An 18,744-nucleotide genomic window follows, 5' to 3' on the forward strand; every position below is an offset into this window, starting at 1 on the left:
AGATCTGCCCGGACTCGGTATCCCTGTCATTTGTTTTTATTTTTACTTTCGAGCATATCTCTCAACTCTTTAATGTCTTCCTCCGACAACTGCTCCTCTTTTAAAAAATTAACGAGCATCGGCTTAAAAGCCCCGCCATAAATTCTTTTCAGAAAAGATTGCGTCTCCGACTTCACACACTCACCTTCAGAGACCAAAGGGAAATAAGCATACACCCTGTTCTCTTGTGTAAAAGATATCGCTTGCTTCTGTGCTAACCTGTTCAGCAAAGTTCGAATTGTTTTGGGCTTCCACTCTGTCCGTTCCTGCATAGCATCAATAACTTCATTCGCCGTGCGTGGGGATTCGTTCCAGAGTACCTTCATAACTTCCCATTCGGCATCCGTAATATGAGGGACCGTCTTCACTTCATTTCCTCCTTTCAGTTGGATTACACTTGTAATACACATTGAATATTACAGTTGTAATCCAATGTTGTCAAGCTGCGTCGTTTAAGAAATAGAAAAGACTATCCATGTTAAACATGGATAGTCTCTTTTTACTAGCACCTAAATGCCTGGGATTGGAACACGCTTATGCTCGGTTTTCACATATTGCTTTTCCAGCTTTTCTTGAATAGCTGGATCAATTTGCTTGCCTTCGAGATAGTCGCTATTATCACCGTAGGTGATGCCTAGCTCGTCCTCGTCTGTTTGCCCGTCCCAAAGGCCGGCTGTTGGAGCTTTGTCCAGCACGCTTTGCGGTACGCCGATCTTCGCAGCGAGCGAGCGCACTTGGCGCTTGTTCAGCGTGCTCAGCGGCGTAATGTCAACGGCACCGTCGCCGTACTTCGTATAGAAGCCGGTGACTGCCTCGGAGGCATGATCCGTGCCCACGACGATCAAGCCCAGTTCAAAAGCCAAGGCATACTGCATGACCATGCGCGTCCGTGCCTTGATGTTCCCTTTACCGCCGCGGCTCACATGCTGGTGAACGCCGATATGCTTGAGTCCGTACTCGACTTCGATGGCAATCTCGTCGACGGACTCTTCGATGTTGTTTTCGATTTGATATTTCAAATCGAAGGCTTTGGCCACAGCGTAGCTATCTTCGATGTCGACTTGCTGGCCATAAGGCTGGAACACGCCGACGGTTTTGTATTCTTTGCCTTTTTCTGCGGTTAGCTCGTCCGTAGCTTGCTTACATAGTCCAGCCGCTACCGCGCTATCGATACCGCCGCTAATCGCGATCAGCAGGCCGTTCGCGTGCGCGCCAAGCACGTAATTTTTGAGGAAATCTACACGTTTACGAATCTCTTCATCAATATCAATTTCAGGTTTAACGCCGAGCTTTGCGATAATTTCAGCTTGTAAACTCATGCAACTCTCCACCTTTTATCTAAATTTTGGAATGATGCCTTCTTTGAGATCTAGTATAGACTTTCGGCTCTCAAATTTCAAAGTGTAATCGAAAGAACATGAGATTAACTGGATTTCCTACATCTAATTTCACGCCAATCGCGTATTTTCAGCGAATAAATGGATTCTCTACAGCTAATTCCAGCCATTTCAGCTAAAACCGATGATTCAATCGAAATTAGCTGTATATTTTCCATTTAAATTCCATATGCAGATGAAAACGCAGAAATTAGCTGTACTTTTTACAGTTATCTACACGTAGGGATCCGGAAGAACAAATAAAAAAGCCTACCTGCTCATCAGCAGGTAGGCTTCTATATGCCTAACAATTATTATTTGCAATATTGTTCAAAAGCACCAATCAAATCGCCAGCGATCATGTCCGCGGAACGATCTTCGATTTGGTGACGTTGAATGAAGTGAGCTAGCTCACCGTTCTTGAACAACGCGATAGATGGGGATGATGGCGGGTATGGTGCCAAGTATTCACGCGCTTTAGCCGTAGCATCCTTCTCTTGGCCAGCAAACACTGTGTATGTGTAAGTTGGTGTTGTATCGTTCTGTAGAGCTTTTGCAACACCTGGACGACATTGACCAGCTGCACAGCCACAAACGGAGTTCACGACAAGCAGCATCGTGCCATCCTTGGATTTTTCAATTGCTTCTTCCACTTGCTCAGGAGTCAAAAGCTCCGTAATACCCAGACGAGTCAAATCTTCTCTCATCGGTTTAACCATATCTTTCATGTATGAATCAAAAGACATTGCCATATGTGCCACCCCTTAGGATTTGATAGTTACTCTTAAAACGTAATGACTATAATTATTATACATCCGTTAGCGGTGAAAGCAAAGTCCAATGTCTCTTGGTAAAAATAGAAATAAAGCGAAAGCTGTTTAGGCTTCCGCTTTATCGTCTTTCCCATTCTCGATATCTTGACCCGGTTCGTAGGCAACATTTTTATCCGGATGTGTGAAAATACCGCTTTGCGGCTTGATGCCTTCTTCGAATAGTTCGCGATTCTCTGCGCTCTGGAAACCAACATCCTTAAAAGGATGCACCCACTGGTCGCCTGCCATCACTTCGGGGTTGGTATCCGATGTCCATTGCTCGAGAGGGGAGTTCTCGGATTCATAATCATGATCACCGATGGTCACTCCATACTCGTTCACGAATGGTGCACGCGGGCCTCGCCCTTGCTCAAATTGCGGCAAAAAATCGATCTCAAAAGGATCTAGCTCACTCTGGTCCTTCGAAGAGGTGGCTGATTTCTTCTGATCTTCGCTCATGTGGATGGGCGGTTGGGGCCGTCCAATTTTTTATCATAGCCCTCTTTACTTGCAGGTTTTTTATCACGCTCTTGGTTTTGTTGTTCTTGCTGGATTTGCGTTTTGGAATCATTCTGACTCATATCCATCAGCTCCCTTCTGCCCGTAGTATGTGACAAAATAGGGAGGTTCATTCCAATAATCAGCATGAGCAAATTCAATAACTGCACAGGGGTGAGATACACTGCGGTTGGTTCCCCAACGCGAAATAACTTGCAATCATCCCGGCTGCACCGCCGTAGAACAAAGTATTTTTCAGCAGCTTGCCTGATCCTAGAACTCGTGTAGAACGAGCTATCCAGAGTTGCTGCCACACCAGTAGCGGCAGCAGCAGGATCGCCAGGTACGCGTGATAGGGATGAAACCTCGACACAGTACCTTCCACGCCAATCCCCCAAGGCAGCTGGGTTGGTAATCCAAAAGATGGCGTCAACGCCGCATAAAGAAACATCGCAGATGCAGCACCGACAGCGAGCATATCCAGCAACACCCGCCAAGCGATGCCCTGCTTACGCACTTGATACGTTAGGTAGATGTACGCTAATACGACACCTACTACAATCTCCATTTGAGAGCCTGCTGTCATAAGCAGCTTCATCGGGCTCTCCCATAGCAAGGATGGCTGCGTCAGAAGACTGCCCAAGCGCCATGTAAAAAACACGATCAAGGCACTATTTAAAATCAGGTCATCCATTCTTTTTACAGCTACCTGAGGAGCAGTAGGCATTTCAGACACTTCAGGCACTCCTGATGTTTCTATCTCTCCCCGACTCCAAAGCCGCACTACACGCCGCATGAGCCAAAACCCGAGCACACAAGCCAACAGCAAAGCGACTAACTTCCCCTGCAGTTGCAGCGGACCGATTTGTACCACATCAGGCATAGGTAGGTGACCTCCGTTTTCCCTTTCCATGTCATGTATCATTAACATACTTAACTTTCGACAAAACGCTTACTATTTCCTGGGAAATTTTGCAGAAGTGCGCGAACCTTTGTCTAAACTCGTCGTCACCCTACTATTTCCCGACAAAAGGAAACAACAGCTTCTGATTCTCGTTCGTATACATATTATCCTTCGTGATAACCTCAGAGCCCGTATCCATCATCGCTTTGACCTTTTCGCCACGATGTGCTTGGAGTGCGGTTTTGACAGCGAGATATCCCATGTTAAAAGGCTTCTGAACAATCGTCCCCTGCAGGATTCCCGCCTCGAGGAAGGAAATTTCATTCATGGAACTGTCAAAGCCGACAAGTTTAATCGTGCGGTCGGGATCCAACTCCTTCAGCGCGCGCGCCGCGCCCATCGTGGATGGCTCATTCAATCCAAAAATCCCCTTAATATCTGTGCGCCCCCGCAGGAGCTCCTTCGTCTGCTCATAGGCTTTATCCTCAGATCCATTACTATACAGCGTGTCTAACAATTGAACAGACGCATCGCCTTTTAGACTATCCCGCACGCCATTCTCACGATCCATCTGGGTATTCGAGGTTTTCACAAAGCTGACTATGGCATAAGTGGCTGGCCCCTGCACATAGCCCTTCATCGTCTCCACAGCCTTGCGTCCTGCCGCATAATTATCCGTTGCAATGAAGCTCTCTGAAACACCGCCAGCAAGCCCCGAATCCACCGTGATCAGTGTAATCCCTGCATCTATAGCTCGTCGAGCTACTGGAACTAACCGGTTGTAATCTGTCGCCGCCAGTACGATGGCCTTCGGTTTCTCCGCTATCGCTTGTTCTACAAGCTTAATCTGTTCGTCGATTTGTGATTCCGATGCCGTTCCCATGATCTTAATTTCGGCATTGTACTCTTTCGCGGCGGCAAATACGCCTTGATTCAACACCTGCCAGAACTCTACATGCGGATCAATTGTCTTCGGTATCACAATAATGGCATGGTTCTTTGTACCGAAATGGTTCGTGAAGATTAGGTATCCCGAGCCCAAAATAACGGCAACTGCAAGCATAATCACAACAGCACTCACGCTAATTTTCAAACTAACACCCCACTTCTAGCCTTCACCTTGATCCGGAACGGGCGGAATGGCAGGAAACGTAATCGTGACTGTCGTCCCCTCCTCCAGTTCGCTTTCGAATTGCAATCCGTACAGCTCGCCAAAGTATAACTGAATGCGGTGATTGACATTTTGCAAACCGAAACCTTTGCCTGATTGCGATTGATGCGTCGTCTTCTGTCTGACAGCTTTCAACTGCTCCTCGCTCATGCCAACACCGTTATCCATGACCTTCAATTCGATGACACCGTCCCGCTTCCGCCCAGTTATCCGAATATGCCCGCACTCTGCCAAATGTTTCATACCATGATAGATCGCATTTTCCACTAGCGGCTGCAGAACAATTTTCAAACTACGATCCTCCAACAGCTCCGCGTCCACCTCAATGTCGTACGTAAATTTATTGCGGTAACGGATATTTTGTATCGTTAAGTAATTCTCAATATGGGCCAGCTCTACACGAATGGGAACGAGTTCTTCCCCCTTGCTAATGCTCGAACGCAGCAGCTTCGATAAGGCAGAGGTCATGGTCACGACATCTCCCACTTTCCCCATCTCAGCCATCCAAATAATCGAATCCAGCGTGTTATATAGAAAATGAGGCTGAATCTGCGCTTGCAAAGCCTTCAGTTCGCTAATCCGCTTGACCTCTTGATCCAGCACCGTCTGGCTCATGAGCTCTTTGATTTTGCTAATCATCAGATTGAACGTGCGTGACAGCTTACTGATCTCGTTAGCGCCTTCCACATCGACACGGATGTCGAAGTTCCCTTTTTCAACCTGCTTCATATGCACTTCAAGCTGTTTAATCGGTTTGGTCAACGTGATCGACAGCCAAATCGAAATCGCCAACGCAATAATAAGCGCAATACCGCCCCACATGGCGGACGTCAGCTGCATCTCTTTTTTGTTCCCGCTGAGGTCACCGGCGTAGGTTACGCCAATCATTTTCCAACCAAAGCTCGTTGTGCGCACGGTATAGATCTTATTTTCATCCGTTGCCACCGTTTCGAACGTGCTATCCTTGGCCTGCATCAATGCGCGGATATCTTCAGATTTCAAGCCCGAATACAGCAATTGCTGCTGCGGATGATAGATGAGATCGCCACTCTGATCGAGAATGAATACGTACCCTCGCTGTCCCAACTGAATTTGATTGCATAAGTCATTAATAAGGTTAAAGTTCAGGTCAACGAGCAGCACCCCGCTTGCGCCGCCAGGCCCAGGACTTGGCATCTGTTTCGAGATCGAAACAACCCATTTATATTCATCTTGATACACATGCTGCACATGGGAGGAGGAAATGACGATATCCCCCTTGCTCCTGCTCGCTTTCGTGTACCATTCCTGTGAAATCAGCTCCGCATAGGGCTTAAATTCAGGTGAAACCCGATCCGATACTATGGCGCCATTAGAACCGATGAACACAATGGAAGCGATATCATTTCGCGATGCAACGATCGTGCTAAAATAGCTGCTGATCTGACGTTTAAGCTGCTGTGCTTCGACATCCTGCGGATTTTTCAAAGAAAGATACTGCTTCAGGTCTGTATTGCTCAAAGAAAGGGTAGAAATGCTCTCCATATTGCCGATGTAAGTCTGGATGTTCTTATTCACTTGCTCGATCAATTGGTTCGTATACGTCAGCGAGGCATCCGTTACAGCAACGGTTGAGAGGCGATAGGCGCTATAGCTGAGAATAACGGTTGTGCATAAAATTAAACAAGAAAAGGCCAACGCGAACTTCGTATGTATGCTTTTGAATTGAAAGGATCGAATTAGACTTCTCATACGTCTCATATGTTCAGCCCAGCCTTGTTGGCGGCTCTGAACTCCTTCGGGGTCATGCCCGTATGTCTTTTGAAAATGACACTAAAATACTGCGGATCACCATAACCTACCCGCGCTGCAAGTTCATACGTTTTCAGCTGTGTGGTCGCTAGCATTTCCTTGGCTTTGTCCAACCGGTATCGGGTCACATACTCAACGAATGTCTCCCCCGTATGCGGCTTAAACAAGGCGCTGAAGTAACTCATGCTCATATAAATATGATTGCATACCTGCTGCAGCGAAAGGTGCTCATCAGCATAATGTTCATGGATATAGCCAACCGCCGCCTCCAACTGCGCGCCTGACACATGGGTACGCTTCTCTGCCAGCCGATCAACGAATGCTAAACAAATGACCTCCAACCATAGCCGCACATCATCTAACGTTTTGCGTGTGTAGAGTTCCATGAACGAATGATCGCCCAACACATCACCTTCATCCAACCCCGTCTCCACTCCAGCATTCATCAGGGCGACGAGCAGTTTGTGCAGTTTGCCGTAGCAAGATTCCATCGGACATGCCGATTTCTTCAAATCCTCGATCCACTCGTACAGCGTGTTGGTGATGGCCGTCTTTTCACCTGTTTTGATCGCTGCAATCAATCTTTTCTCTATACGTAAATAGCTCGTATTATCTAGACTGCTCCCGAACTCCATATCCCCAATGGCGATGATGCGATTATTTCCCAGCATAAAACGGTAATCCAATGCCGTAAGCGCTTCTTGAAAAGCCTTCGGCAACTCTTGCAGTCCCTTATACATGCGGCTAATGCCTACCGTGACAGTCATGCCCAAATATTTCTCTATGCTATATCTGCCTTGTTCAGCCAGGGTTTGACAGATCACCTCGACCTGGTCCTCAGCACCGGAAACGAGTCCAACAAGCTTATCATCACGGGTTCGGAATACCGTACCGCCGTGCTCCTTCTCTACAATTTCGTGCAAAATATTATATGCCGCAAATCGCAGTAGCTCCTCTTCGGCCACCTGGTCGCTGTACAGCTCTCTCCCAAAGTCATCTATGTCGAGTGCTAGGACTGTATGTCCGGCACCCTCAAAGTGCAAGCCAAACATCGGCAGCTTCCGCTCGACCTCATCTTTCCGCATGCCGGACGTGACCAACCGCTCCAAAAACCGTTCGCGCAGCAGAGGCATGCTCTCTTGAAATTGATGGCGAAGGAACGTGATGTCCTCACGCTGCTTACGTTCCTCATCCAGCTCGAGGCATAGCTTCTGAAGGAATTCTGTAAATTCTGCACTATTGATCGGCTTCAGCAAATAGTCTTTGACCTTCAGCTTGATCGCTTGCTTCGCATAGTCAAAATCTTCGTAACCGGTTACAATAACGACTTTGATGGTGCGATACTTCGCGACAATCCGCTCCGTGAGCTGAAGTCCGTCCATGAACGGCATGTTAATATCCGTGATAACGACATCTGGCTGCAAGCGCTCAACCGCTTCATAAGCGTCCCGGCCATTATCATAGTCGCCAACCAGCTGGAAGCCGCAAGCTTCCCAGTTTGTTTTCTTCTTGATGCCTTCTCTGACTTCATCCTCATCATCTATCATGATGATTGTGTACATCTGGATTCACCTCTGACGAAATCGAATTAGGCTCTATGTGTATTGTACACAGCAGTCCCAGTAACTGACAATAGAGGCTGCCCTAGGGGCTAGCCTCATTGATCTTACTCATATAGGAGCGGCTTGATATCCGCTGCATCGATGTTCGTTTTGTCATACCAGTGGAAGCCGGTATCGATGTTCTTGGCAACCGTTTCACCTTTGATCGCTTGCACAGCTGCTTTCACGGACCAGTAACCGATGCCTATCGGATCTTGCGTAATCGCGCCAGCCATTTTACCGCTGCGGATGGCATCCATTTGTTGTTTGCCGGAATCGTAACCAATGACCACGATTTTATCTTTCTTCAGCTCTGTCACAGCATTCAGTACACCAATAGCTGATCCTTCATTGGCACCGAAGAAGCCCTTGATATTCGGATGCGCTTGAACAATCGCTTTCGCTAAGTCAGTGGATTTGAGCTGATCGCCACCGCCGTATTGGGTATCGACGATTTTGATGTTCGGATACTTGGCTTTGATCTGATTCGTGAAGCCATCTCGACGATCAATCCCTGTACGGCTCGTTTGGTCATGCACGACGAGAGCGATTTCGCCTTCATTGCCGATAAGTGCAGCCATTTTGTCCGCAGCTAGGGCAGCGGCAGCCTTATTGTCCGTAGCGGCCGTCGTTACCGGAATGTCGCTATCCACACCGGAGTCGAAGCCGATGATCGGGATTTTGCTTGCTTTCGCCTTCTCGAGCAGCGGCGTCGCCGCTTTACTGTCCAGGGCAGCGAACGCGATGGCCTGCGGCTTTTTGCCCAGAGCAGCTTGCAGCATCTCAATTTGTTTATCCACCTGTGTTTCCGTCTCAGGACCTTCAAACGTAATCTCGACGTTGAATTCTTTCGCCGCTTTCTCTGCGCCTTGCTTAACCGCTTGCCAGAACTGATGCTGGAAGCCCTTGGAGATGACTGGAATATAGATTTTATCCGACTTGACGGTTGTCGTTGTTCCGGCTGTGGATGTCGCTGTTTTTGTTGTAGAACTGCATGCACTTAATAAAATGGCTGACAGCAATATCAAAGATGATGCGACAGCAAATTTCTTTGTCCGATTTCGCACTGTACCTCGCCCCTTGCTTCTCAATTTTGGTTGTATAGGACTCCATGCGGAGTGAATACCAAGGTTATTTCTTGCGGCGGCGCATCATGTCTGCGTAAACCGCCAGTACAATGACGATCCCAACAATGACGGTCTGCCACTCCTGCTTCACGGATAAAATACGAAGTCCATTCGTCAACACACTCATGATCAAGGCACCGATGACGGTTCCAAGAATGGAACCCTTACCCCCGCTGAGCGACGTCCCCCCAATGACCACGGCTGCGATGGCTTCGAGCTCATAACCTGAGCCAAGCGCTGGCTGTGCAGAGTTGAGACGGGAGGCCATCATGATGCCGGCAATCCCACTGAACACACCTGTCAGGGTGTATATGACGATTTTCCAATAGTCCACATTGACGCCAGACAACCGGGTAGACTCTTCGTTGCTGCCAAGCGCAAAGTTGTAGCGACCGATAATTGTTTTGGTCAAAATAATACTGGCAATAATCGCAGCTCCGAAGAAGATGAGAATCGCGTTAGGGATTTCCACCCCGGGAAACATATCACTGATCACGGAGCCCATCGAAATCTTCGCGAATGCCGGTGTATCGTTAAAATAAATCGGCTTCGTTCCCGATATGACAAGCGATAATCCCTTCGTCACCATCATCATGGCGAGCGTTGCGATAAAGGGAGGAATTTTCATTTTAGCTACAAGCAGCCCGCTAATGAGACCGCAGATCGCTCCGGCGAGAATGCCGCCTAGGATGCCGAGCGGCATCGGCAGCTGCCACGTCGTGATGATCACACCAGCCATTACGGCTGAGAATGTCATCACCGTTCCAACGGCTAAGTCGATTCCGGAGGTAATGATGACGAACGTCGAGCCCAAGGCTAGAACGCCAATAACGGCGGTTGAAAGCATGATCGCGACAAGATTATCGAATTGAAAGAAGTTGCTCGACGATAAGGAGAAAATGAGTACGAGCATGATCAAGCTGGCGAACGCCAACAGCTTCTGTGCAGCCCCGCTTTGTTTGGATAGGTTGGGGATTGTTTTTTTGTAAGCATGTGCAAGCCGTGTTGACATGGGACTCCTCCTAACTGATCCGCATTGTAGCAAATTTCATAATAGCTTCCTGTGTGGCTTCTTGCTGCGAGAGTTCACCCGTGATGCGACCTTCGCACATGACCATGATGCGATGGCTCATGCGTAATATCTCAGGCAGCTCCGAGGAGATCATGATGATCGATTTCCCCTGTGACGCAAGATCATCGAGCAGCTTGTAGATCTCCGTTTTAGCGCCTACATCAATGCCTCTCGTGGGTTCATCGAAAATGAGAATGTCGCAGTCCCGCAGCAGCCATTTGCCAATAACCACCTTCTGTTGGTTGCCGCCGGATAGGAATTTTACTTGTTGGTGAATGGTCGGCGTTTTGATTTGAAGCGCTTCCACATAGTGCTGTGCTTTCTCGCCGATGACGCTGTCTTGCATCCAGCCGAGTCGCCGCGCTTTACGATAAGAGGCGAGTGCGATGTTCATCTTCACATCCATCTCCACCATGAGCCCGTAGCGCTTGCGGTCCTCGGACAAGTAGCCGATGCCATGCCTTACCGCGTCATGCGGCGCTTGGATGCGAACCTGCTGTCCGTGGATGCGGATGTCTCCGGAGTCGATAGCGTCTGCGCCAAAAATGGCCCGCGCCACCTCCGTGCGTCCCGCTCCCATGAGGCCGGCGAAGCCGAGGATCTCGCCTTTGGCGAGATGGAAGGACACGTCCTTCACTGCTGAGCCGCGGTTTAGCTTGGTTACCTCCAGCACCTTGGTGGGTGAGCTGTTGGTGAGCTGTTGATTCGGGCTAACGTAAAGCTCGCGCCCTACCATCATCGAGATAATCTGATCGATGGATGTCGACTGCGTCTGCACCGTATCGATATAGCGGCCGTCACGCATGACGGTGATACGGTCGCTAATGCGTTTCAGCTCTTCCATTCGGTGAGAGATGTAGACGATTCCCACACCGCGGTTGCGGAGCTGGTTAATGATGCGAAACAGCTCCTCGATCTCTGCGTGCGTGAGCGCTGCTGTCGGCTCATCCATAATCAGCACCTCGGATTGAAAAGATAACGCCTTCGCGATCTCCACCATCTGCTGCTTGGCAACCGTCAAATCCGCCACCAATGTTCGCGGATCCAGCTGTAGATTCATCTGATCTAAGAGCAGCTGCGCTTGCTCGTTCAGCTTTCGCTCATCGATGAATAGTTTGATGCTATGTCTCGGCTCGCGGCCGATGAAAATATTCTGTGCGATCGTCAAATCCGGCATCAGATTCAACTCTTGGTGAATCATCGATATCCCCAGCAGTTGCGCTGCTCTCGTATGAGGGAGATTCACTTCACGACCTTTGATGAAGATACGTCCTTCATCCTTCTGGTACACACCTGTGGCAATCTTCAATAGGGTCGATTTCCCCGCCCCATTCTCGCCGACTAGCGCATGTACCTCACCGGCAGCTAAAGACAGCTGGCATTGATGCAGCGCATGTACACCAGGAAAATGCTTCTCAATTCCTTCCATCCTGAGCAAAACTTCTTCACTCATCGTCTATCTCTCCTCGTCCCCCAGTTCATCATGTCGCTTGTTCATGTGTTCATTCTACCTGCCAGACGCTGGAATGAGAGTCGATAAATCTCTTCAAAAACGTTGAAAATCTTCTGATTCAGTCTGATGGGGGAGTGATGAATTCATCACGGTTAGGTGGGATAAGCGCAAACTCGTTCATTGGATAAATACATTGTTTTCTGCGATTTGATCGGCAAAATCGCTACTACATTGGATTTATCCAGTAGGTACGGCCTCAAATCGCTCTAAAAGGACCTTAATGCTCGATTAGACTGGATTTGTCCAATCAAATTCAACATTTGGCTACTTTTAAGCGTGTTCCATTGGATTTATCCAATGAACATGGGGGAGTTGGTGCGGGTTAAGGGTAGGGGTTCGGGTGCGGGGTGCGGGGTGCGGGGGGCGGGGTGCGGAGCCGTCGACTCGGTCGGGGCGAGATACACGATCTTAGGAAGGGCACGATCCCCCTCAACACCAAAAAGCCCCTCACCAGGAGGGGCTTTCAACTCTATCTAGCTGCTATTCGCCAGCTTGACCATTCAATTTTTCTTTGAGCAGGTTCAGCTGCTCATCCACTTTGGCTTGCTTCGCTGTGTCTATCGGCGTGTAGCTGCCCACCCCACCAGCTGGTACGTATGGCTTGCGAGCGATCTCAGCTTCAACTTCAAGCTGGATGATCTTTTCTTCCATGCGTTGGAAGCCGCGGGACGCGTTGCCGCTTTCGATCACACCGTTGTAGGACACTTGTGCCATTTGTTTCTTAGCTTTAGCCAATTGAGCGCGAGATACAAGCTCGTTGCGTTTGTTGCGCATTTTGTAGAATTCATCTTTCATCTCGTGCAATTGTTGTGTCAACTCATCTGCATGTGCTTTCGCAGAAGCATGTAGATCTGTGTATTCAACAATTTTATCTTCGTGGTACAGCTTTTCTTCAACCGCTTGGCGAGCAATCGCTTCTTGGCCGTTTTTAATTGCTGCGGAAGCTTTCGCTTCACGGTCAGCTACTAGGCGAACGGATTCCTCAAGGCGCTGCTTCAGCTTGCGCTCACTTGCGATTTGGCGTGCAACTGTTACCTCAGCTTGCGCAATTTCTTGCTCCATATCGCGAAGGTATTGGTTCAACATAACGATCGGATCCTCAATTTTATCTAATACCTCGTGAATAGATGCTTTTGTCATATCTTTCATTCTTGTGAATACTCCCATGGTTTACACGTCTCCTTTTTTACTATCCAATGTTTGTTTTTCATAGCGAGCAACTTTGGCTCTTAGTTCATCTACTTCTCTTTGCAGTGCTTTCTTCTCAATGTCTTTCATCATCTCATCGATGTTATTCGTTGGTTCGCTAGCTTCATACGAAGCATATTTGCTAGTCGGCTGTTGCCCTTGGCGGTGGTTATGATGATTATGGAGATTTTGGTGGTTATGGTGGTTATGGGATTTATGATTCCATGCTCCCCCTGAATAGTTTTGACGACCATACGAACTTGCATAGGGATCAAATGGGGGCTGATCAAACCCAGGTTCCTTCGGAATAACAATCGCCGCTACAAAGTAGATGAAAATGACGGTCCCTCCGGTGAAAAACGTGGTGATCACGACTAGTAAACGTAATAGTGTGACATCTACATTCATGGCTTCTGCAAGTCCCCCGCATAGGCCCGTTAATTTCTTATCTCTTCGTGAGCGGTATAGTTTGTTCATGATCCTGTATTCCCTCCTGTTTCAGTCTATTGCGAAGTGCTTCCATTTCCGCATCTACAGCTGGATTTCCCCCACTGTAGAAACTTTCGCGACCCATCTTCCTAACATCGCGAAGCGTTCTGGCGTGCAGCTCCATATCGGATACGCGCTCTTCCAATCGGCCGAACATCCGCGGTGCCCCATCTTGTGTGACACTGCTGCGAGCATGCATTCTCTGCTGCAAGCGAGCGGACTCCATACGGGCCAAGTAGTAGCTTCGTTTGTCTGCGACTTCTTTGTAATCTGCTTTCAGTTGTTGCAGCTCCTCATCTAGCTCAAGGATGGACTGCTTCGCCTGCTCATAAAGTTCATGGTATTGCACGCTTTTCTCTTCGGCCTGCAACTTCTCTTGCAGTACGATTCGTGCCATATGTTCTTCGCCAGCCTTCAAAGCCAGCAGCGCTTGATGCTCACGCTTTTCTTTCGTTTCAAGTGCCGTTAAATATTGCTGCCGAAGTGATGCTGCATGACTTACGCATTGCTGATACAATCTTTCTGACTGTACAAGCTGCTCACGCTGGGCTACTAAGTATTGGTCAATCAAGCGTACTGGATCTTCCGACTTCTCCAAATGCTCATTCAACGTTGCCACGGTTATATCTCTCATCCGCCTAAATAGGCTCATCTTCACTCCACCTTTTTCACACTCTGTATTCGATTCTTTACTTGCTTACATCAAGCTGTTCTTCCTTTTAACATGGAAAATCCATAACCGATTAACCCGATTGCCAGAAGGATAATGATCCAACCCGCTAGCTTACTTACTAGAATGATAATTCCGATTCCGGCAATTACCCATCCTATTTTCTTATCGTTCTTAATCCCTAGGTAACCCAGTCCAACCATAATGAGGGGAATCACAAATCCCATCACCGAACCAATAAAGTCTCCTAAGTGAAAACCTAGCTTATTGAATAAAATCAGTGCGCCGAATGCGATTAGCAGAGCGGCTAACCCTGTGTTTCTTTTCATCGTTTTTCGTCACCGCCTTTCGTTGTTTGTCGTCGTCTTCTTCATGTCTTTATTCTAGGTAAAATCGCAGCTTTCCAAAACGGACCGTGGACGGTATTTGCTCCTAGACCTTAGTCGGGGTGGGACTACGACCCTTGATAGACAAGTATTCCTCCTCTACCAAGTCTGGCAGCATGGCAAAAAGGAGCTGCCAGCTGGCAACTCCCCTATCCATCGCATTCAACCTTACGCGATTTCCTTATCTAACACGTAGACCTTTACGTTCTTTTTCACACCAAACTCTTGTGCTTGGCCCAAATCATTCATGAAGACATCAATTCTTGAGCCGCGAATCGCTGACCCGATATCCTCTGCTTTCCGAATGCCGATGCCTTCGATGAACACTGTAGATCCTAATGGAATAACCGCTGGATCCACGGCAATCGTACGTCCTTCTTTGGCTTTAATTCCACTATAGGTGATGCCGTATGTAGGGTGAGACGCTTTTTTGCCAGTTGATTCAAATCCTGCAGTGTACGCGGTTAGCGTTGTATTGATCACTTTTTTAATAATTTTCGGCTGTCCCTCCGATGATCCAGAACCTACAGCGACTAAAGGAATCGTCAGACTTTGTCCGATCGTCAGTTGGTTTGGATTCGAGATTGCATTGGCAGCAATGAGATCATCCACGGCGATATCAAAGCTTTTTGCTATTTTGAAAAGGGTATCTCCTCGGCTTACTTTGTAAGCTGTCGTAGCCTGCGCCACTTCTGCGGCAGGAGTTTCATCTATCGAAGTAGATTGGCTTCCACTCACAGATGCAACATAGACAGGCGACATGTCAACATCTTCATCACTCGTCGGATAAGAATAGGCTTTCGTTTGCATAAACCACAGTCCAAACAGCAAGATTAGGGATAAGGTCGACATACATATTTTACGAAACATCATAGCTATAGCTCCTCCTTGAAAAGTTAATAGAGTATAGCTACTAGACTCGGCTAAAAGCAGACTTTCTATACCTTTCCTATGAAATTAATGATAGATAGCTAGAGTAATTACGAGAGAGAGCGATCCGTATTTTGTATATTTTGAGCTCGTTATGTTTACGATAGTTAACCTGTGGAATGAAACACTCGCCAATAGTATGAGCGGAAACGAGCCGAATCCAAATACTTTTCTATTTGAATATTCCTTGACAGGAATATTCCATTCAAGGTATATTGAGTGCATGAACACGATATTCAGTGCCCTTGCCGAACCAAATCGCTTACACATCGTTGAGCTCTTGCGAGATGGTCCCCTGACCGTAGGGGAAATTGCCAACCGGCTCGGCCTTAGCCAGCCGCAGGTTTCCAAGCATTTGCGCGTACTTAGCGAGGCGGGACTTGTAGAGGTACAACCGATAGCCAATCGAAGGGTCTACAAACTGCGGCCGCAGTCCCTTCAAGCTATTGAAACCTGGCTAGGTTCCTTCCGACGTCTATGGGAAACGCAATTTGACCGATTGGAAGCTTATCTAGAGGCGTTGCAAGCGAAAGAAAGCAAACCGACTGATTCGGAATAATTGCCTGATCAGATCACACACAACATTTAAAAAAATGGAGGAATAACAAAATGACACAAGAAAACGCAGCATACAAATATGAAATGAAAAATGATGGCTCAGAATTGGTAATTACACGCCTTATTAACGCCCCTCGCGAGCTTGTATTCCAAGTGTGGACGCAACCTGAACATTTAGCAGCATGGTGGGGACCAACAGGCATGGCCCTGACGGTTATTTCCCTAGACGTTCGCCCAGGCGGAAGCTTCCACTACGGTATGAAGTCACCTGAAGGATTCGAAATGTTTGGCAAATTTGTTTACCACGAAGTGGCTGCGCCTGAGAAGCTGTCCTATGCTAGCTCTTTTGCTGATGCAGAGGGCAATGTCATTCGCGCACCTTTCAGCCCCGTATTCCCATTGGAGATTATGAATAACCTATCGTTCGTTGAAGAAGATGGCAAAACCATTGTTACGATGAGCGGTGGCCCAATCAACGCAACAGAAGAAGAACTGAATTTCTTCGCTTCTATGAAAGGTTCTATGGAGCAAGGCTTTGGCGGGACGTTCAATCAATTGGACGACTACTTGGCGAAAATCACTGGTTAATTCAAAGCATGATACGAAAAAAGAGCCCTCAGAAGTTTTATCTTCTTGGGCTCTTTTGCTATTTACACAGCAGCTCTGCGCAGCAATCCGTAGGAAATGATCAAGTAGACGCCAACCATCGGAATCATCCACCAGAACAAGTCCATATAGTTATTTGCTACCCAATGGGCAATATCAGCCCATAGTCCGAAATGCGTCATCGTATAGGATATGATCGTTCCTATTAGCAGCGCCGCTGTAAAGAAGATGTACATGGACATGCCGCCAAAACGGCGATGCAAGCTAGAAATAGTAAATCCGAGGAAATACAAATTGATCAACAGGATGATATTAATCCCCAGTATACCAATGAACGGTAGATCTTTCAGAAAGCCTAATTCAAATAAATGTAATTTCACATACCAACCATCCGTTGCTTGCTCAATGGCGGAAAGAATGGTTATGGCAAGCCCTGAGATCGTGTTTACTAGCAGAACAGTCAAAGCTGTACCGAAGAAATAATCCTTTCTGCGAATACTAAGACCGATGGCAAATGGGAACGTTTCTTTAAGCGTTAGCGTGCCAGTTATCAATGTGTACACAAAGATGGAAGCAATCGCACCCGTATTCACTACTTCACCGTCATTCAATGAGGTTGCAATTACAGCATTGATCAGAAAATTAGCGCCCAAAATGGCCCATGGAACCAGAAACCACGTGAACTTGTTCCTTAGATGCATCTTTACTACTTGGTTGACTCGATTCATAAAGATTCAGCCCCCTTTCCCGCCACTTGTGTGCGTGTCAGATAAACGATAAGCTGTTGGATGGATACAGCAGCAAATTCCAATCCTAGCTCCTCTGCGTATCTGCGATCTTGCACAGAAAGAGTGCCTATGATGGTCGCTGTTGCAGCAGAACCAATTGCGGATCGCTCTAATACTTCTTTCCCCCGAGTGAACGCATCTACCGCTGATTTCAAACCAGACACCGTACAAGCTCGGCCGCGTAATGCGTCTGCATCCTCATTGAGAATTAACTTCCCGTTGTCGATGACGAGCACATGCTCCAGCAAACGACTTACTTCATCAATCAGATGTGTAGAAAGAATGACTGTACGTGGGTATTCTGCGTAATCAGCCAGCAAGCGATCGTAGAAAAGCACACGAGCTACCGCGTCCAAACCCAGATAGGGTTCATCGAAAATCGTTAATGGCGCGCGGCTTGCAAGCCCTACTACAATCCCTACAGAGGACAGCATGCCTCGGGACAGTTTTTTTATTTTCCTTTTGATCGGAAGTCTGAAATCTTCGATTAACTCGTTAGCATAAGCTTCGTCCCAGTTCGGGTAAAGGGATTTGGCCACTGCCATCACATCAACAATACGAAACGTTTCCGGATATTTCTGGCTCTCTTTAATAAAACAAATCTGATTCAACACTCGACTATTCTCAAAAGGCTCCTCGCCAAACACCGTAAGCTCACCACTAGTCGCAAATTGCTGTGCGGAGATCATATGCATGATAGTCGTTTTGCCAGCGCCGTTTCTGCCGAGTAACCCATAGATTTTATTCGCTTCAATCTTGAAGCTTACCTGATCCACAGCGGTCACTTTGCCATAGGACTTTGTAAGTCCTTTTACCTCAACTACGTTCGTCATTATGCTTTCTCCCCTCTCCGCACCATTTCCGTCAATTGCTCTAACGTGATACCCAGCTTCTCAGCTTCCCTCACCATCGTCACCACATATTGCTCATAAAATTGCTCTTTACGCTTCTCCATCAGCTTGACTCGCGCTCCCTCCGCTACAAACATGCCAATTCCACGCTTCTTGTATAGAATCCCTTGGTCCACTAGCAGGTTAACACCCTTCGCTGCCGTTGCCGGATTGATCTGATAAAAGGCTGCAAATTGATTCGTAGAAGGTACCTGCGATTCTTCCGGCATGCGTGATTCGATAATGTCATCCTCAATCTGCTCTGCGATTTGCACAAAAATCGGGCGGCTATCGTCCATTATTAATCCCACAATTCTCACCACCGCTTTCGTTGC

The 18,744-nt window shown here is 47.6% G+C and carries 22 protein-coding genes; 2 read left to right on the forward strand and 20 right to left on the reverse strand.

Annotation, left to right across the window (positions count from 1 at the left end; translation table 11 throughout):
* Positions 1–26 precede the first annotated feature (26 nt).
* From AC58QM_RS24675 to AC58QM_RS24755, 17 genes are all read right to left on the reverse strand, one after another.
* Positions 27–365, reverse strand: coding sequence for a BlaI/MecI/CopY family transcriptional regulator (locus AC58QM_RS24675; RefSeq protein ID WP_397341913.1), 339 nt, complete (start codon positions 363–365; stop codon positions 27–29).
* Positions 366–548: 183 nt separating this feature from the next.
* Positions 549–1,358 carry an NAD(+) synthase gene (nadE, locus tag AC58QM_RS24680; RefSeq protein ID WP_056617478.1) on the reverse strand — a complete coding sequence of 270 codons (810 nt, stop codon included), beginning with the start codon at positions 1,356–1,358 and terminating at the stop codon, positions 549–551.
* Between the two features lie 371 nt (positions 1,359–1,729).
* On the reverse strand, positions 1,730–2,167 hold the full coding sequence (locus tag AC58QM_RS24685; RefSeq protein ID WP_028555397.1) for a BrxA/BrxB family bacilliredoxin: 438 nt from the start codon (positions 2,165–2,167) through the stop codon (positions 1,730–1,732).
* Positions 2,168–2,293: 126 nt separating this feature from the next.
* Positions 2,294–2,686, reverse strand: coding sequence for a DUF3905 domain-containing protein (locus tag AC58QM_RS24690; RefSeq protein WP_497287493.1), 393 nt, complete (start codon positions 2,684–2,686; stop codon positions 2,294–2,296).
* Positions 2,683–2,808, reverse strand: a complete 126-nt coding sequence (locus AC58QM_RS24695; protein ID WP_497287494.1) for a hypothetical protein — start codon at positions 2,806–2,808, stop codon at positions 2,683–2,685. Before AC58QM_RS24695 ends, AC58QM_RS24690 begins: the two co-directional genes overlap by 4 nt.
* Before the next feature lie 74 nt (positions 2,809–2,882).
* Positions 2,883–3,608: a hypothetical protein gene (locus AC58QM_RS24700; RefSeq protein WP_497287495.1), complete on the reverse strand. Its 726-nt coding sequence runs from the start codon at positions 3,606–3,608 to the stop codon at positions 2,883–2,885.
* Between the two features lie 133 nt (positions 3,609–3,741).
* Positions 3,742–4,722, reverse strand: a complete 981-nt coding sequence (locus AC58QM_RS24705) for a substrate-binding domain-containing protein (protein WP_497287496.1) — start codon at positions 4,720–4,722, stop codon at positions 3,742–3,744.
* A 15-nt stretch (positions 4,723–4,737) separates the two neighbouring features.
* Complete coding sequence (locus AC58QM_RS24710; protein WP_497287497.1) at positions 4,738–6,540, reverse strand: cache domain-containing sensor histidine kinase; 1,803 nt, start codon at positions 6,538–6,540, stop codon at positions 4,738–4,740.
* A complete protein-coding gene (locus AC58QM_RS24715; protein WP_497287498.1) occupies positions 6,537–8,153 on the reverse strand; it encodes a response regulator in 1,617 nt (538 codons plus the stop codon). The genes AC58QM_RS24710 and AC58QM_RS24715 overlap by 4 nt, the downstream gene beginning before the upstream one ends.
* 104 nt (positions 8,154–8,257) lie before the next feature.
* On the reverse strand, positions 8,258–9,220 hold the full coding sequence (locus tag AC58QM_RS24720; RefSeq protein WP_497287733.1) for an ABC transporter substrate-binding protein: 963 nt from the start codon (positions 9,218–9,220) through the stop codon (positions 8,258–8,260).
* A gap of 103 nt (positions 9,221–9,323) precedes the next feature.
* A complete protein-coding gene (locus AC58QM_RS24725; RefSeq protein ID WP_497287499.1) occupies positions 9,324–10,331 on the reverse strand; it encodes an ABC transporter permease in 1,008 nt (335 codons plus the stop codon).
* 10 nt (positions 10,332–10,341) lie between these two features.
* On the reverse strand, positions 10,342–11,844 hold the full coding sequence (locus tag AC58QM_RS24730; protein WP_497287500.1) for a sugar ABC transporter ATP-binding protein: 1,503 nt from the start codon (positions 11,842–11,844) through the stop codon (positions 10,342–10,344).
* 540 nt (positions 11,845–12,384) lie between these two features.
* Positions 12,385–13,071 carry a PspA/IM30 family protein gene (locus AC58QM_RS24735; RefSeq protein WP_497287501.1) on the reverse strand — a complete coding sequence of 229 codons (687 nt, stop codon included), beginning with the start codon at positions 13,069–13,071 and terminating at the stop codon, positions 12,385–12,387.
* Positions 13,072–13,074: 3 nt separating this feature from the next.
* Positions 13,075–13,569 (reverse strand): PspC domain-containing protein, encoded by a 495-nt coding sequence (locus tag AC58QM_RS24740; RefSeq protein ID WP_497287502.1) that lies wholly within the window; start codon positions 13,567–13,569, stop codon positions 13,075–13,077.
* A complete protein-coding gene (locus tag AC58QM_RS24745; RefSeq protein WP_497287503.1) occupies positions 13,538–14,233 on the reverse strand; it encodes a PspA/IM30 family protein in 696 nt (231 codons plus the stop codon). Before AC58QM_RS24745 ends, AC58QM_RS24740 begins: the two co-directional genes overlap by 32 nt.
* Before the next feature lie 50 nt (positions 14,234–14,283).
* A complete protein-coding gene (locus AC58QM_RS24750; protein WP_497287504.1) occupies positions 14,284–14,580 on the reverse strand; it encodes a LiaF transmembrane domain-containing protein in 297 nt (98 codons plus the stop codon).
* Positions 14,581–14,805: 225 nt separating this feature from the next.
* Positions 14,806–15,510 (reverse strand): 3D domain-containing protein, encoded by a 705-nt coding sequence (locus tag AC58QM_RS24755; RefSeq protein WP_497287505.1) that lies wholly within the window; start codon positions 15,508–15,510, stop codon positions 14,806–14,808.
* Positions 15,511–15,790: 280 nt separating this feature from the next.
* Between AC58QM_RS24755 and AC58QM_RS24760 the strand changes: the two genes are divergently transcribed.
* Positions 15,791–16,126, forward strand: coding sequence for an ArsR/SmtB family transcription factor (locus tag AC58QM_RS24760; RefSeq protein WP_497287506.1), 336 nt, complete (start codon positions 15,791–15,793; stop codon positions 16,124–16,126).
* A gap of 50 nt (positions 16,127–16,176) precedes the next feature.
* Positions 16,177–16,713 carry an SRPBCC family protein gene (locus AC58QM_RS24765; protein WP_497287507.1) on the forward strand — a complete coding sequence of 179 codons (537 nt, stop codon included), beginning with the start codon at positions 16,177–16,179 and terminating at the stop codon, positions 16,711–16,713.
* A 62-nt stretch (positions 16,714–16,775) separates the two neighbouring features.
* On the opposite strand, the gene AC58QM_RS24770 is transcribed toward AC58QM_RS24765, so the two are convergent.
* From AC58QM_RS24770 to AC58QM_RS24780, 3 genes are read right to left on the reverse strand one after another with little or no spacing between them, the layout of a single operon-like run.
* Positions 16,776–17,459 carry a hypothetical protein gene (locus AC58QM_RS24770; RefSeq protein ID WP_497287508.1) on the reverse strand — a complete coding sequence of 228 codons (684 nt, stop codon included), beginning with the start codon at positions 17,457–17,459 and terminating at the stop codon, positions 16,776–16,778.
* The gene (locus AC58QM_RS24775; protein ID WP_497287509.1) at positions 17,456–18,352 is read right to left on the reverse strand and encodes an ABC transporter ATP-binding protein; all 897 of its coding nucleotides are present in this window, start codon (positions 18,350–18,352) and stop codon (positions 17,456–17,458) included. The genes AC58QM_RS24770 and AC58QM_RS24775 overlap by 4 nt, the downstream gene beginning before the upstream one ends.
* A complete protein-coding gene (locus AC58QM_RS24780; protein WP_497287734.1) occupies positions 18,352–18,708 on the reverse strand; it encodes a GntR family transcriptional regulator in 357 nt (118 codons plus the stop codon). Before AC58QM_RS24780 ends, AC58QM_RS24775 begins: the two co-directional genes overlap by 1 nt.
* Between the last annotated feature and the right edge of the window lie 36 nt (positions 18,709–18,744).

It is taken from the genome of Paenibacillus sp. J22P165 (assembly GCF_059692015.1).